The organism is Micromonospora sp. NPDC006766 (assembly GCF_040636055.1).
Lineage (GTDB): Bacteria > Actinomycetota > Actinomycetes > Mycobacteriales > Micromonosporaceae > Micromonospora.
In genome coordinates, this window is the sequence record NZ_JBEYIX010000009.1 from 30,649 (window position 1) to 45,275 (window position 14,627).

At 71.1% G+C, this 14,627-nt stretch carries 17 protein-coding genes; 11 read left to right on the plus strand and 6 right to left on the minus strand.

Features of this window, described 5'->3' with window-relative positions; all coding sequences use genetic code 11:
- Positions 1 to 1,443, minus strand: coding sequence for a sugar transferase (locus ABZ671_RS12030; RefSeq protein ID WP_357855396.1), 1,443 nt, complete (start codon positions 1,441 to 1,443; stop codon positions 1 to 3).
- Positions 1,444 to 1,872: 429 nt separating this feature from the next.
- On the opposite strand from ABZ671_RS12030, the gene rfbA reads away from it, so the two are divergent.
- Genes rfbA through rfbD form a run of 4 tightly spaced genes read left to right on the plus strand, consistent with a single transcriptional unit; the run spans position 1,873 to position 5,253 of the window.
- Positions 1,873 to 2,760 (plus strand): glucose-1-phosphate thymidylyltransferase RfbA, encoded by an 888-nt coding sequence (gene rfbA, locus ABZ671_RS12035; protein ID WP_357855399.1) that lies wholly within the window; start codon positions 1,873 to 1,875, stop codon positions 2,758 to 2,760.
- Positions 2,757 to 3,389: a dTDP-4-dehydrorhamnose 3,5-epimerase family protein gene (locus ABZ671_RS12040; RefSeq protein WP_357855402.1), complete on the plus strand. Its 633-nt coding sequence runs from the start codon at positions 2,757 to 2,759 to the stop codon at positions 3,387 to 3,389. Before rfbA ends, ABZ671_RS12040 begins: the two co-directional genes overlap by 4 nt.
- The gene (rfbB, locus tag ABZ671_RS12045) at positions 3,386 to 4,387 is read left to right on the plus strand and encodes a dTDP-glucose 4,6-dehydratase (RefSeq protein ID WP_357855405.1); all 1,002 of its coding nucleotides are present in this window, start codon (positions 3,386 to 3,388) and stop codon (positions 4,385 to 4,387) included. The genes ABZ671_RS12040 and rfbB overlap by 4 nt, the downstream gene beginning before the upstream one ends.
- Positions 4,384 to 5,253 carry a dTDP-4-dehydrorhamnose reductase gene (gene rfbD, locus ABZ671_RS12050; RefSeq protein WP_357855408.1) on the plus strand — a complete coding sequence of 290 codons (870 nt, stop codon included), beginning with the start codon at positions 4,384 to 4,386 and terminating at the stop codon, positions 5,251 to 5,253. The genes rfbB and rfbD overlap by 4 nt, the downstream gene beginning before the upstream one ends.
- On the opposite strand, the gene ABZ671_RS12055 is transcribed toward rfbD, so the two are convergent.
- From ABZ671_RS12055 to ABZ671_RS12065, 3 genes are all read right to left on the minus strand, one after another.
- Positions 5,254 to 5,733 carry a GNAT family N-acetyltransferase gene (locus ABZ671_RS12055; RefSeq protein WP_357855411.1) on the minus strand — a complete coding sequence of 160 codons (480 nt, stop codon included), beginning with the start codon at positions 5,731 to 5,733 and terminating at the stop codon, positions 5,254 to 5,256.
- Between the two features lie 118 nt (positions 5,734 to 5,851).
- Entirely contained in the window at positions 5,852 to 6,478 is a 627-nt protein-coding gene (locus ABZ671_RS12060) for an FMN reductase (protein WP_357855414.1), read from the minus strand.
- Complete coding sequence (locus ABZ671_RS12065) at positions 6,475 to 7,575, minus strand: LLM class flavin-dependent oxidoreductase (protein WP_357855417.1); 1,101 nt, start codon at positions 7,573 to 7,575, stop codon at positions 6,475 to 6,477. The genes ABZ671_RS12060 and ABZ671_RS12065 overlap by 4 nt, the downstream gene beginning before the upstream one ends.
- Positions 7,576 to 7,736: 161 nt before the next feature.
- On the opposite strand from ABZ671_RS12065, the gene ABZ671_RS12070 reads away from it, so the two are divergent.
- From ABZ671_RS12070 to ABZ671_RS12080, 3 genes are all read left to right on the plus strand, one after another.
- Positions 7,737 to 8,144, plus strand: coding sequence for a hypothetical protein (locus tag ABZ671_RS12070; RefSeq protein ID WP_357855420.1), 408 nt, complete (start codon positions 7,737 to 7,739; stop codon positions 8,142 to 8,144).
- Positions 8,145 to 8,232: 88 nt separating this feature from the next.
- Complete coding sequence (locus tag ABZ671_RS12075; RefSeq protein ID WP_357855423.1) at positions 8,233 to 8,445, plus strand: type II toxin-antitoxin system HicB family antitoxin; 213 nt, start codon at positions 8,233 to 8,235, stop codon at positions 8,443 to 8,445.
- Positions 8,446 to 8,453: 8 nt separating this feature from the next.
- A complete protein-coding gene (locus ABZ671_RS12080) occupies positions 8,454 to 8,666 on the plus strand; it encodes a type II toxin-antitoxin system HicA family toxin (RefSeq protein WP_357855426.1) in 213 nt (70 codons plus the stop codon).
- Between the two features lie 49 nt (positions 8,667 to 8,715).
- Here ABZ671_RS12080 and ABZ671_RS12085 read toward each other — a convergent pair whose 3' ends face one another.
- Positions 8,716 to 9,333, minus strand: coding sequence for a DNA-3-methyladenine glycosylase (locus ABZ671_RS12085; protein WP_357855429.1), 618 nt, complete (start codon positions 9,331 to 9,333; stop codon positions 8,716 to 8,718).
- Positions 9,334 to 9,425: 92 nt separating this feature from the next.
- Between ABZ671_RS12085 and ABZ671_RS12090 the strand changes: the two genes are divergently transcribed.
- The 4 genes from ABZ671_RS12090 to ABZ671_RS12105 all read left to right on the plus strand — a co-directional run bounded on the left by ABZ671_RS12090 (position 9,426) and on the right by ABZ671_RS12105 (position 13,072).
- On the plus strand, positions 9,426 to 9,851 hold the full coding sequence (locus tag ABZ671_RS12090) for a DNA-binding protein (protein WP_357855432.1): 426 nt from the start codon (positions 9,426 to 9,428) through the stop codon (positions 9,849 to 9,851).
- Between the two features lie 60 nt (positions 9,852 to 9,911).
- Entirely contained in the window at positions 9,912 to 10,265 is a 354-nt protein-coding gene (locus ABZ671_RS12095) for an MmcQ/YjbR family DNA-binding protein (protein ID WP_357855435.1), read from the plus strand.
- An 87-nt stretch (positions 10,266 to 10,352) separates the two neighbouring features.
- The gene (locus ABZ671_RS12100; protein WP_357855438.1) at positions 10,353 to 11,159 is read left to right on the plus strand and encodes an ABC transporter ATP-binding protein; all 807 of its coding nucleotides are present in this window, start codon (positions 10,353 to 10,355) and stop codon (positions 11,157 to 11,159) included.
- Positions 11,144 to 13,072: a hypothetical protein gene (locus ABZ671_RS12105; protein ID WP_357855441.1), complete on the plus strand. Its 1,929-nt coding sequence runs from the start codon at positions 11,144 to 11,146 to the stop codon at positions 13,070 to 13,072. Before ABZ671_RS12100 ends, ABZ671_RS12105 begins: the two co-directional genes overlap by 16 nt.
- 77 nt (positions 13,073 to 13,149) lie before the next feature.
- Here ABZ671_RS12105 and argH read toward each other — a convergent pair whose 3' ends face one another.
- Positions 13,150 to 14,613 carry an argininosuccinate lyase gene (argH, locus tag ABZ671_RS12110; protein ID WP_357855444.1) on the minus strand — a complete coding sequence of 488 codons (1,464 nt, stop codon included), beginning with the start codon at positions 14,611 to 14,613 and terminating at the stop codon, positions 13,150 to 13,152.
- Positions 14,614 to 14,627: the final 14 nt, after the last annotated feature.

Here is a 14,627-nt window from a genome sequence, read left to right on the forward strand (position 1 = left end):
TCAGTACGCTCCGGATCTGCGGACCACAGCGCTCAGCGTCCGGGCCAGGATCGCCAGGTCCATGGTCAGGGACCAGTTCTCCACGTACGACAGGTCGAGCCGGATGGACTCCTCCCACGACAGGTCGGACCGGCCGGAGACCTGCCACAGACCGGTCAGCCCCGGCTTGACCACCAGGCGCCGGCGCATGTCGGCGGGATAGTTGGCCACCTCGCGGGGCAGCGGTGGCCGAGGCCCGACCAACGACATGTCGCCCTTGAGCACGTTGACGAGCTGGGGGACCTCGTCCAGCGAGAGCCGGCGCAGCCACCGCCCGACCGGGGTGACCCGGGGGTCGTGGCGCATTTTGAACAGCTCGCCGTCGGTCTCGTTGCGGTCGAGCAGCTCCGCAAGGCGTTCCTCGGCGTCGACGTACATGGTGCGGAACTTGTAAATGGTGAACGGCCGGCCGTTCTTGCCGACCCGCACCTGGCGGAAGACGGCGGGACCCCCGGCGGCCGGGGCCACCCGTACCAGCAGGGCGATCGCCAGCAGCATCGGCGCGGCGAGAATCAGCAGGACGAGCGCCGACACCCGGTCGAAGACGGCTTTGACGACCCTGCGGCCACCCTTCAGCCGGGGGTGCTCGACGTGCAGCATCGGCAGCCCGTCCACCGGTCGGACCGTGGTGCGGTCGCCGGCCACGTCGACGAGGTTGCTCGCCACGATGAGGTCGACGTCGTCGCGTTCCAGCTGCCAGCCCAGCCTGCGCAGCGCGGTTCCGGCGATCTCCGAACAGGAGAGCACGACGACCGTGTCCGCAGCCACCCGGGCCACGGCGGCCGCCACTTCTTCGAACGATCCGAGGATCGGCGGCAGCCCGGTGCCGTGCCCCTGCACGATCGGCTGCGGCAGGCAGGCACCGACCACGCCGAGTCCGTGGTAGCGCTCGCGGCGCAGCCGCTTGGCCATCTCGGCGACGGCGGCCTCGGGCCCGACCAGGATCACCCGGTGCAGCCGTTCGCCGCGTGCCCACGAGCGGTGCAGGTGCTGGCGCAGCAGGTACCGCATCGCGACGCCGGCGACGACGAGCAGCGGAATCGCGATGATCAGATATCCCCGCGCAAGCCGGAAATCGACGACAAAAGAGGCGAACGCCAAGGTGGCGGTGAGGGCCAGGCAGGATTGGAACACTCGGGCGTACTCGTCATTTCCCACGAAGAGATGACGTGATTCGTACGCGCGGCCGATAGCGAGGGCCACCATCCAGGCGAATGGCAGAGCAATGGTGACCCACAAATGGTCACGGTTGTTTGGCTCGACCGCCGACGACCCGAACCGAACGACCAGGGCCACCGCCGCTGATGCCAGGCCGACCAGCAGGTCGACCAGGCACAGCAATGTGATGTAACGGGATTGCCAGCCAGTGCGTTTACCAACCGTGGGCCTTGGTGGCGTCGTCACACCGCGCCGGATGGCCCTGTCCTCAATGACCTGCGCCAGCTCTACCAATGCACACCGTCCCCACGCACACAGGCCGGCCAGCCGTTGCCCCTACGGCTTGCCGTCCGGCTCGAGCTGCTGCGGTACCCGCCAAGACGCGCATCCGGGAGCCCCTTGCCCGGGAGGCATAGGCGGGACCGACTGAGCTATGAGCATGCTGACCATCAGCTCAGTACGCCAGGGTCGTTCTCGGTATTTTTTGACCAATGTCGAATTGCCGACAGGACGCCGATCGCCCGGTGCCGCACATGAGGCCGAACAACTGTTCCGCAATGGCCCGTCCAGTTCTCGGAGACGACCGATCGAGGCGGCCGCACGACTTTCGGACGTAGTCAGAATCGTTCGGCCGCCGGCCACCATTCGACGCGGTTCGGCCGGTAGCCTCCCGCCATGCGCGGAATCCTTCTCGCTGGCGGCACCGGCACTCGGCTCTGGCCGATCACCCGAGCGGTCTCCAAGCAGCTCATGCCGATCTTCGACAAGCCGATGATCTACTACCCGCTCTCCACTCTCGTCATGGCGGGGGTACGGGAGATCCTGGTGATCACCACGCCCGAGGATCAGGACCAGTTCCGCCGCCTGCTCGGAGATGGCGCCCATCTGGGGCTGCGACTGGAGTACGCCCTCCAGCCCCGCCCGGAAGGGATCGCCCAGGCCTTCCTCATCGGCGCCGACTTCATCGGCGCCGAGCCCGTGGCGTTGATCCTGGGCGACAACATCTTTCACGGCATCGGCCTGGGCCGGCAGCTCGCCGGTCACGGCGGGCTGGTCGGCGGTCGGATCTTCGCCCATCAGGTAGCCAACCCGGGGGCGTACGGCGTGGTCGACTTCGACGCCGACGGCCGGGTGCTCTCGATCGAGGAGAAACCGGCGAGACCGAGATCCCGCTACGCCGTGCCCGGGCTGTACTTCTACGACAACCGGGTGGTCGACATCGCCGGAAAGCTCACCCCCAGCTCGCGCGGCGAGCTGGAGATCACGGCGATCAACGAGACCTACCGGGAGTGGGGCGAGCTCTCCGTGACGGTGCTGGACCGGGGCACCGCGTGGCTGGACACCGGTACCGTCACCTCGATGATGCAGGCCGCCGAGTTCGTCAAGGTCATCGAAGAACGCCAGGGGATGAAGATCGGGTGCCTCGAGGAGGTGGTCTGGCGAGCGGGCCTGATCGACGACGACCAGCTGCGTACGCTGGCCGAGCCGCTGACGAAGAGCGGCTACGGCGACTACCTGCTCGGCCTGCTCGATCAGCACCACGCTGGGGAGTCGCGCCGGTGAAGATCCGGCCACTGAGCATCGACGGGGCCTGGGAGATCAGCCCCGAGCAGCACGCCGACCCACGCGGTATGTTCACCGAGTGGTATCGCCACGACCGGCTCGCCGTCGCGGTCGGGCATCCGCTGCGGCTCGCCCAGGGCAACCTCTCGGTCTCCGCGCGGGGTGTCGTCCGGGGCATCCACTTCGCCGACGTGCCACCCGGCCAGGCCAAGTATGTGACCTGCGTACGCGGGGCGGTCATGGACGTGGTGGTGGACGTCCGGACGGGCTCGCCGACCTTCGGCCAGTGGGAGATGGTCCGCCTCGACGAGGCCGACCGCCGCGCGGTATACCTCAGCGAGGGCCTGGGACACGGCTTCTGCGCGTTGACCGACGACGCCACCCTCAGCTACCTCTGCTCCGCCACCTACAACCCGGCCGCCGAGCACACCGTGCATCCCCTTGACAGCGAGTTGGCGATAACCTGGCCGGCCGGGCATCCGTTGCTGTCGGCCCGGGACGCCGCCGCCCCGAGCCTGACCGAGGCCCGTGCCGCCGGGCTGCTCCCGGAATATCAGGCCTGCCGGTCGTTCACGGCCAGCCTGAACTCGAGTGCCACTCCCCGCCGCGCAGAAGGTGACCACCCTTGAGAATCCTCGTCACCGGCGGGGCCGGTTTCATCGGGTCGGAGTACGTGCGCATGCTGTTGGCGGCGCCGGGCAGCTGCGGCCCGGCGGACCCGCAGCTCGAACCATCCGTCGTCACCGTGTTGGACAAGCTGACCTATTCCGGCAATCTGGCCAACCTGGCTGCGGTGCGGGATGACCGGCGGCTGCGGTTCGTGCGAGGTGACATCTGCGATCAGGCGTTGGTCGACGAGGTGGTGGCCGACCATGACGTTGTCGTGCACTTCGCCGCGGAATCCCACGTGGACCGTTCCATCGCCGGCGCGGCACCGTTCGTCGTCACGAACGTGCTCGGCACGCAGACCCTGCTCGATGCCGCGCTGCGGCACGGCGCGCACCGGTTCGTACACGTCTCCACCGACGAGGTGTACGGATCCATCGACGAGGGCTTCTGGACGGAGGCCAGCCCGCTCGCGCCGAACTCGCCGTACTCGGCCTCGAAGGCCGCATCCGACCTGCTGGCGCTGGCCTACCACCGCACGCACGGCATGGACGTGGTGGTCACCCGCTGCTCGAACAACTACGGTCCGTACCAGTACCCGGAGAAGATAGTTCCCCTGTTCGTCACCAACCTGCTCGACGGTCGCACCGTGCCGCTCTACGGCGACGGCGGCAACGTGCGGGACTGGCTGCACGTACACGACCACTGCGTCGGCATCGCGCTGGTGCAGCAAAAGGGGCGGGCCGGGGAGGTCTACCACATCGGCGGCGGCACCGAGCTGACCAACAAGGAGCTCACCGCCCGGCTGCTGGCGGCCTGCGGCGCCGGGTGGGACCGGGTCGTGCCGGTCGCCGACCGCAAGGGCCACGACCGCCGCTACGCGCTGGATATCGGCAAGACCACCGCCGAGCTGGGGTACACGCCGAGCGTCGACCTCGACCGTGGCCTCGCCGAGACGGTCCGCTGGTACCGCGACAACCGTGCCTGGTGGGAACCGCTGAAACCGGCGGCGGGCGCATGACCCGGGTGCTCATCACCGGCGCCGGCGGGATGCTGGGGCGGGACCTGGTGGCCGTGCTGCGCTCCCGAGGCGACCTGTCGGTCACGGCCACCACCCGCGCCGAACTCGACATCACCGACCCGGAAGCCGTGCCCGCCGCCGTCGCCGGGCACGACCTGGTCGTCAACACCGCGGCGTGGACCGATGTGGACCGGGCCGAGGCTCAGGAGGAGGCGGCCACCGCCGTCAACGGCCACGCGGTCGCCCACCTGGCCCAAGCCTGTGCGGCGACGGGCAGCCGGATGATCCACATCTCCACCGACTACGTCCTCCCCGGCGACGCCACCGAGCCGTACCCGGAGGACGCCCCCACCTCCCCGTTGAACGCGTACGGGCGCAGCAAGCTGGCCGGGGAACTCGCCGTCACCCGGCTGCTGCCCGACGCGGGCTACATCGTGCGCACGGCGTGGCTCTACGGCGAACACGGATCCAACTTCGTCGCCACCATGCTGCGGCTGGCCGACGAACGCGAGTCGATCGACGTGGTGACCGACCAGCGGGGGCAACCCACCTGGTCGTACCGGCTGGCGGAGCAACTCGCCGCGCTGGCCGACGCGGCGCTGGCCGGCCGCGCTGCCCCCGGCATCTACCACGGCACCGCATCGGGCGAGACCACCTGGTACGACCTCGCCCGCACCGTGTTCACCCTGCGCGGCCTCGACCCGGGCCGCATCCGGCCGACCACCAGCGGCCGCTACCGGCGCCCCGCGCCCCGGCCGGCGTACAGCGTCCTGGGCCACGACCGCTGGGCCGCCGCCCACCTGCGGCCACTGGCGGACTGGCGCTCGGCCCTGGCTGAGGCACTGGCGCCCGGCACGAGCCCTTAGTCAGGCGGGCAGCTCCAGCACGTACTCCTCAACCTCGGCGCCGCGGCTCTCGGCGTATCCGGCGTCCTCGCCGACCACGACGAAGCCGCACTTGCGGAGCACGGCGAGGGACGCGGCGTTGTCCTTCGCGGCGCGGGCCTGGACGGGCCGCTGCGGCAGCTCGCGCAGAAGCTCGGCCAGCGCGGCGGTGGCGTGGCCCCGGCCCCAGCGCTGCGGATCGATCCAGTAGCTGACCTCGGTGCGTTCCCCCACCGGAAAGGCGACCACGTGCCCGACCACCGCGCCGTCGACCGTGACCGTCCGCGGCACGATGCGCGGGTCGGCCCGGATGCGCACCCAGTGGTCGTCGAAGGCGGCCCGGTCGGCCGGGTCCTTCGGGCCGAACGCGGCCATCCAGTTGGCTTGCGGATCCTGCTCATGGGCGAAGAACGCAGCCAGGTCGTCGTCGCGCACCGGACGGAGCCGCACGTCGCTGGTCACGGGTCGGAGGATACCCGCTCGACCATTCCAGCTCGGCGGGTCCGACCCCGCGCCCCGACCGGACGCCGCCGCCGGAACCCTTGCCGCGCGGCGGCTGGCTCGGGGACGGGGCGCCGGATCAGGCGGGGTCGCGGCCGGCGAGCAGGTCCTCGAAGCTGGTGGTGAGGGCGAACGGATCCGCCGGTCCGGTCCCCGCCGGGCGGCGGTCCACCTGCTCGGCCAGCTCGGCGCCGGCCCGCCGGATTCGGGCGCGCAGGGCACCCTCGACGCCCTCCCCGGACCAGTCCTCGGGTGCCGCGAAGACCGCCGTCGGCACCACCACCGCCCGCAGGTACGCGAACATCGGACGGACCGCGTGCTCGAGCGCCAGCGAGTGCCGGGCGGTGCCGCCGGTGGCCCCGACCAGCACCGGGCGGTCCGCGAGGGCGGCCTTGTCCACCACGTCGAAGAACGACTTGAACAGCCCGTTGTACGACGCGTTGAAGATCGGGGTGACCGCGACCAGCCCGTCCGCGCTCGCCACCGTGTCCAGCGCTTCCCGCAGCGCTGCCGACGGGAAGCCGGTGAGCAGGTGGTTCACCACGTCGTGGGCGTGCTCGCGCAGCTCGATCGGCCGGATCTCCACCTCGGCGCCGCGCCGGAGGAGGTCGTCGCGGGCGGCCGCGGCGAGCTGGTCGGCGAGCAGCCGGGTCGAGGAGGGCTGGCCGAGGCCGGCCGAGACCACGGCCAGGGTGCGCCGGGTCATCGGCCCTCCTCCGCGCCGGTCGCGGCCTGCCGGGCCGCCTTCAGGCTGGCGTACGTGGGCGCCTCGGGCACGTGCGCCGGCCGCAGCGAGTCGAACTCCTTGCGGAGCACCGGTACGACTTCCTCGCCGAGAAGGTCGAGCTGTTCCAGAACGGTCTTCAGCGGCAGCCCGGCGTGATCCATCAGGAAGAGTTGGCGCTGGTAGTCGCCGACGTACGCGCGGAAGCCCAGCGTACGGTCGATGACCTGCTGCGGGCTGCCCACGGTCAGCGGGGTCTGGCGGGTGAACTCCTCCAGCGACGGCCCGTGCCCGTAGACCGGGGCGTTGTCGAAGTACGGGCGGAACTCGCGGACCGCGTCCTGGGAGTTCCGGCGCATGAAGACCTGCCCGCCGAGGCCGACGATGGCCTGGTCGGCGGAGCCGTGGCCGTAGTGCGCGAAGCGCTGCCGGTAGAGGTCGACCATCCGCTGGGTGTGCTCCTTGGGCCAGAAGATGTGGTTGGCGAAGAAGCCGTCGCCGTAGTACGCGGCCTGCTCGGCGATCTCGGGGCTGCGGATCGAGCCGTGCCAGACGAACGGCGGCACGCCGTCGAGCGGTCGCGGGGTCGAGGTGAACGACTGCAGCGGGGTACGGAACCGCCCCTTCCAGTCGACCACGTCCTCCCGCCACAGCCGGCGCAGCAGGTCGTAGTTCTCGATGGCCAGCGGGATGCCGTTGCGGATGTCCTGCCCGAACCAGGGGTAGACCGGGCCGGTGTTGCCGCGCCCCATCATCAGATCCACCCGGCCGTCGGCCAGGTGCTGCAGCATCGCGTAGTCCTCGGCGATCTTCACCGGGTCGTTGGTGGTGATCAGCGTGGTCGAGGTGGAGAGCAGCAGCCGCTCGGTGCGGGCGGCGATGTAGCCGAGCATGGTGGTCGGCGACGACGGCACGAACGGCGGGTTGTGGTGCTCGCCGGTGGCGAAGACGTCGAGGCCGACTTCCTCGGCCTTGAGCGCGATGGCCACCATGGCCTTGATCCGCTCATGCTCGGACGGCAGCCGCCCGTTGGTCGGGTCGACCGTGACGTCGCCGACGGTGAAAACTCCGAACTGCATGACCAGCTCCTCGCGTGACGTCCGGACCGGTGCCGCCCGGATCGCACCACACAACTTATTTGACGAGTCAACTATTCCGGATCGGCGGCTCAACCGCCACCGGCGACGCCCTCGCCGGTGGCTCAGCTCACAGACGGTGACGCGTGGGAGAGACTTCACCGGTGCGGCGATCAGGTTGGCCGGCCCTGCCACGGTGGGCCAGGTGGACGGCGGGTGGCTACGTCGCGGTCCTGCTCTGGGGCACCGGCGTGCACGTGGCCGACCTGGTCGTCGGCGGCACCGACCCGTACCCGTGGGCGCCGCCCTGGCTGGCCGCGTACTTCGTCGCGCTGACGGTGGCCGACCCGGTCGCCGCCGCGCTGCTGCTGGGGCGACGCCGGTTGGGCATGGACCTGGCCTGTCTGATCCTGATCAGCGACGCGGCCGCGAACGGCTGGGCGATCTACGGCCTGTCCGCAGGTGAGCTGGTGGCGCGGATCGGGCACGCCCTGGTCACGATAATCGCGCTGGGCAGTCTGGTCGCCCGCCGGGCGCTGCGGCCGTACCTGGCCCGGCTGAGCCTCGCCTAGGACGCGGCTGACCGCAACGCAAGATGTCTCCACGAGCCGGCCGACCCGTAGCATGGAGGGGGCGGCTGACAATCTCAGGAGGACCTCAATGGTGCAAACCTTCACCGCGGCGGTTCACCAGGAAGAGGCCTGGTATGTCGCCCGATGTCTGGAGCTGGAAGTTGCCAGCCAGGGCGAGACCCTCGATGAGGCGCTCACCAATCTGCGAGAGGCCGTCGAGCTCTATCTCGAAGAGGTTTCCCAGCCCACGATCGAGTCGACTCCGTTGGTGACGTCCTTTCAGGTCGGACGGGCCGCGTGAGTCCGGCTTTGGCCGACCTTCCGCTCAGGAAGGTACTCGCCGGGCTCACCAAGGCCGGCTTTGATCACGTACGCACGAAGGGCAGCCATGCGGTGTACCGCGACTCCGCCGGCAAGGTCGTGATCGTGCCCCAGCACGGCACGATCAAGCGCGGAACGCTCGCCTCCATCCTTCGTCAGGCAGGTCTGACACCAGCCGAGTTCCTGGAGCTGCTCGGCTGACGCCAAGCCGCCCTGGCGCGATGACACGGTCCCGCTGGCCGGTCAAGTGTCAGGTTCGCCGCCGCGGGACATGCCGGCGGTAGGCGCTCACCGTCGGGTCACCGTCGATCCAGAACCGCCAGGGCACGTCGTGCGCCCCGGTCACCCCGACTCGGGGGCCGGCCACGATCGCCGCCGCCGGCACCGGCGTCACGGCGGGCCGCAGCCGCACCGGGCCGTCACCTAGCAGGTCGGCGCCGTAGGCCGCGCGGTCGATGCCGAGCGCCGCGCAGAGCCGGGCGGGACCGCGCGCCAGGTCCACGTCCCGGCGTACGGCGGGCCGGCGGGCCCGGGCGACGTCGAGGCCGTCGACCACCTCCCCGGCGCGTAGCAGCACCGCCGAGGCCTCGCCGTCCGGGCCGGTGACCACGTTGACGCACCAGTGCATGCCGTACGTGAAGTAGACGTAGGCGTGGCCGGATGGCCCGAACATCACCGCGTTGCGTGCGGTGCGCCCCCGATACGCGTGCGAGGCCGGGTCCCCAGCGGTGCCGGCGTACGCCTCGACCTCGGTGATCCGGACGGTGACCTCGCCGGCGGTGAGTCGACAGCCGAGCAGCCCGCGGGCGGCGGGCACCACCGGCCCGGCGAGCAGGTCCGCGAGGGTGGCGAGGTCGGTGCTGGTCACGGGGGAACCCTATCCCAGCGACGCCGGAACTGGCGCGATCCGCTTTCAACGAGTGGTTGACAATGCAGTGTTCAGCGGGTGTGATGGACGGCATGGACATGCTGGACAACGACCCGTTCACCGCTCCGGATGCTGCCCAGGCCCGGGCGCACCGCAACTACGCCGCGCTGCTGCGGATCGCCGAGCGGCACGCGGGCACCGACGCCCGGCGCCGGCGGTACGCGCACCCGGACGTTCCCGACGCATACGAGGCGGCGACCCTGGTGATGGCGTTGGCCGGCGGGGCGGAGCTGGAGGAGGGTGAGGAGCCGGTCGACCAGGCGGATCTGCTGGCCGCGCTGACCCTGATCCCGCACGTGCGGGCGGAGGTCGACGTGCTCGAGGCGGGGCTGTTGCAGGTGGCCCGCGCCCGGGGGCTGACCTGGCAGGCGATCGCCTTCGGGCTCGGCCTGGGCAGCGCCCAGGCGGCCCGGCAGCGCTACGAGCGGCTCACCGTCCGCACCGGCACCGCCGACTGACGGCGGAATTGTCACAGTGCCCGGCGAGACTGCCCAGATGGGCGGCACAGGAGGGACGCGATGAATCGCGACGAGCTGCGGGCACACTGCCTGGCGAAGCCGGGCGCCTGGCTGGACCAGCCGTGGGAGGGCGACGAGGTCGTCAAGGTGGGCAGCAGGATCTTTGCCTTCCTCGGCGCGCCCGAGGGCGAGGCGCGGGTGGGTGTGAAATGCGGCCCGTCCCGGGAGGTCGCCGACGAGTGGCTGCACCGGTTCCCCGACGACGCCCGCGCCTCCCCCTACATCGGGCGGTCGGGATGGAACACGCTGCGGCTCGAGGGCGACATCCCCGACGAGGAGCTGATCGACGCGGTCGACGGGTCGTATGAGGCGGTGGTGGCGAAGCTGCCGAAACGGGAGCGGCCGACGGCCTGACTGCTCCGGGATCCGGTCGAATAGCGTCGACGCGGCAGCGTGGGGAAGACTGACGGCCGAATCGAACAGCCGCTATTCGGGGGGCCCGTGGAAGCAACCACACAGGACGTAGCGACGAAGCGGTCCGGAGCGGACGGCCGGGCGCCGGCGCTGCGGCTGAGCGGCCTGCACAAGGCGTTCGGCGCGAACATCGCGGTCAACCACGTCGACCTGGCCGTGCCGCAGGGATCGTTCTTCGGCCTGGTCGGCCCGAACGGCGCCGGCAAAACCACCGCGCTGTCCATGGCGGTCGGCCTGCTCCGCCCCGACCAGGGCCGTTCCGAGGTGTTCGGCGTGGACGTCTGGGACGACCCGATCCAGGCTCGGGCGCTGGTGGGCGTCCTGCCCGACGGGCTGGCGATGCCCGAACGGCTCACCGGCCGGGAGCTTCTCACGTTCATCGGGCAGCTGCGCGGAATCAAGCCGGCCGTGCTCGCCGAGCGCACCCAGGAGCTGCTCGACGTGATGGAGCTCAACGACGCCGAGAGCACCCTCGTGGTCGACTACTCCACCGGCATGCGCAAGAAGATCGGCCTGGCCACCGCACTGCTGCACGCGCCGCGACTGCTGGTGCTGGACGAGCCGTTCGAGGCGGTCGACCCGGTGTCCGCCGCCGCGCTCAAGGCGATCCTCGTCCGGTTCGTCGAGTCGGGCCGCTCAGTGGTGCTGTCCAGCCACGTGATGGCGCTGGTCGAGCAGCTGTGCGACACGGTCGCCATCATGGCCAGGGGCAGGATCGTCGCGGCCGGGCCGCTGGCCGAGGTCCGTGGCGAGCAGACGCTGGAGCAGACGTTCGTCCGGCTGGTCGGTGGCGACGAGCACGCCGGGAAGGGGTTGTCGTGGCTGGCGTCCTGATCCGAATGAAGCTGGCGATCACCCGCAACTCCATGACCGGCGGCAAGGCCGCGTGGATGATCACCGGCGGCACCGTCGGGCTGTTGTTCGCCGCCGCCACGATCTGGCTGACGTTCGTCGACATCGCCAAGCCGGGCGTGCTGGGCGATCTGCTCGCCTGCGTCTGGGTGATGTGGTTGCTGGGCTGGCTGGTCGGCCCGCTGTGGGGCAGTTCGGCCGTGCTGCGCGCCGACCACTTCGCGCTGCTCCCGGTGCCGCGCCGCAAACTCGCGGTCGGGCTGCTCGGCGCCGCCTTCGTCGGCATCACCACGGCGGTCACGGCGCTGGCCTTCGTCAGTCTGATCACGTACGCGGCGCACCTTGGCGTGGTGCCGGCCCTGATCGCCGTGCCGGCCGCTGCCGGGGAACTCGTGTTCGTGGTGCTGCTGTCGCGCGTCGCGTACGCCCTTTTCGGTTTTGTCGCCACCTCCCGGCTCGGCGCCGCGGTCACCGGCGTGCTGTTCGCCGCCATGATCGTCCTCGCCCAGTCCGGCTGGATGATCATCGTGGCGATCAGCTACTCGGACGTGCTCTCCACCGGCTTCTCGTCCACGTTCTCCACCACGCTGCGCTGGATACCGTCGAGCTGGGGCGTGGTCGCCGTCGACGCCGCCGGCCACGGCGACTGGCTGCTGGTCCTCGGCGCGCTCGCCGGGCTGGCCGTGCTCAGCGGCCTGCTCCTGCTGATCTGGGCGGCCACCCTCGGCACCCCACGCCGCGCCCGGGTCACCATCCGCGGCACCCGCCACGCCACCGTGCCGACCGGCGGCCTGTTCGCCGGCCCGACCGGCGCGGTCTTCCGCAAGGAGTTGCGCACCTGGTGGCGTGACCCGCTGCGGACCACCACGGCCACCGTGCCGATCGCCTGGGCACTGCTCACCGCGCTGCTGCCACTCACCTTCGACGCGAAGGCGCTGCTGCCGTGGGCCGGCCCGGCCGTCGCCCTGTTCGCCATCACCTCCGCCGGCAACCTGTACAGCCAGGACGGCACGGCACTCTGGCAGACCATCACCACCGGCACCCACCATGCGGACGTACGCGGCCGGCAGTGGGCCTACCTGGCCGTGTTCGGCCCGATCTCGATCGCCCTCAGCATCGGTTTCACCATCTGGAGCGGCTACGCCTGGGCCTGGCCGTGGGTCGCCGCCACCGTGCCGGCGCTGCTCGGCGGCGGCGCCGGCCTGATCAGCTACGCCTCGGTGGCCGCGATGGTGCCCGGTCCCGACGCGCACAAGCGCCCGGACAACCCGCTCGAACGCGCCGACACCACCGGACAGTCCAACCTGCTGTTCTGGATCGGCCTGATTCCGGCCGCCCCGGCGCTGACCGCCGTGCTCCTCGGCGACCGGTTCGACCTGCCCGTGCTGCGGTGGGCCGGCGGACCGATCGGCCTGGCGACCGGTGTCGCGCTCGCCTGGTGGCTGGGCTCGGTGGCGAGCAGGCAGCTCGCCGCCACGGACGCGGAGATGCTGCACATCATGCGTACCGGCCGGAAAACGGCAGCGGGCCGGGCGGCGGCAGCGGGCGGCACCAAGGCCGAGATGTCCAAGCGGGACTCGGCGATCGTCGGCCTCTGCTGGGGCGGCGGTTCCATCCTGCTGTTCCCTCAGGGCCTGGTGCCGCTCGTGTTCATCCTCACCGGCGTCGACGTGAAGGTCTGGTTCCTGGCGATGTACCTGCCGCCGCTGTGGGGGCTGCCGGTCGCCGGCGTCAGCATCGTGATCGGCATCTTCCTGTATTCCCAGGCCATCCGGATCACCGTCCGCAACAGGACCACCCAGCGCGAGGCCGCCGCGGCTCGCGGGCGCGACGAGGCGGCGGGTGCCGACCCGGAACAACATCACGAAGTCGAATTCGTCGGACAGGCGAACTGAGCTGGGAAGCGTTGTGCCCGGTCGAGACGGGACAGCAGCGAAGGCCCCGGCTGAGGTCCTTCGCTGCTGTCCCGGGTTCAGCGGGGTACGACCCGCTCGGCGGCCCAGTCCCGCCAGCCGGCGAGCCTGTCCCCGGCGGCGGCGAGTTGGTCGGCCACCGGCCCGGGGCCGGTCGAGCCGGGGGTGGTCCGGGCCGCCAGGGCGGAGCGGACCGACAGCACGTCCCGGACCGACGGGTCCAGGTGCGGGCTGACCGTGGTGAGGTCGTCGTCGGAGATCTCGTCGAGGGCGCAGTCGCGGGCCACGCAGAGCGCCACCAGCCGGCCGGTGATCTCGTGCGCGTCGCGGAACGGCACGCCCCGGCGGACCAGCCAGTCGGCCACCTCGGTGGCGAGCGAGAAGCCGACCGGCGCGGCGGCCACCAGGCGGTCGGCGCGTACCGTCATCGTGGAGATCATCCCGGCGAGGGCCGGCAGCAGCAGTTCCAGGGTGTCGACCGCGTCGAAGGCCGGCTCCTTGTCCTCCTGCATGTCCCGGTCGTAGGTCATCGGCAGGCCCTTGAGCATGGTGAGCACGCTCATCAGCCCGCCGACGAGCCGCCCGGACTTGCCCCGGGCCAGCTCGGCGACGTCCGCGTTCTTCTTCTGCGGCATGATCGACGAGCCGGTGGCGAACGCGTCGTCCAGCTCGACCCAGCCGAACTCGTGCGACGTCCAGAGCACCACCTCTTCGCCGAGGCGGGACAGGTGCACGCCGATCATCGCGGTGACGAAGAGGAACTCGGCGACGAAGTCCCGGTCGGCGACGGCGTCCATCGAGTTGGCAAAGGACGTGCGGAAGCCCAGCTCCTTGGCGACCGTCACCGGGTCCAGCGGCAACCCGGAGCCGGCCAGCGCGCCCGCACCGAGCGGGCTGATCGCGGCCCGGTGGTCCCAGTCGCGCAGCCGCTCCAGATCGCGCAGCAGCGGCTGCACGTGGGCGAGCAGCCAGTGCCCGAAGGTGACCGGCTGGGCGTGCTGGAGGTGGGTCATGCCGGGGGCGGCGGTGTCGACGTGCCGCTCGGCCTGCTCGACCAGGGCCTCGGCCAGCTCGACCAGGCGGGCGGCCACGCCGCGGGCGTGGTCACGCAGATAGAGCCGCAGGTCGGTGGCGACCTGATCGTTGCGGGATCGGCCGGCGCGCAGCTTGCCGCCAAGGCCGCCGAGCCGCTCCAGCAGGCCGCGCTCCAGCGCGGTGTGCACGTCCTCGTCGTCGACGGTCGGCCGGAACGCACCGGAGGCGCAGGCGGCCTCTAGATCGTCCAGCGCGGCCAGCATCTTGCCCAGTTCCTCCGGGTCGAGCAGGCCGGCGCCGGCCAGGACCCGGGCGTGCGCCCGGGAACCGGCGATGTCGTACGGGGCGAGACGCCAGTCGAACTGGACACTCACCGACAGCCGCGCGAGCGCCTCGGACGGTCCGCCGGCGAACCGGCCTCCCCAGAGGCTCGTCCGGTTGGTGGCGGCACTGTTCTCGGTCAGGCTCTTGTCGTCCACCCTGCCCATTGTGGTCTCCACGG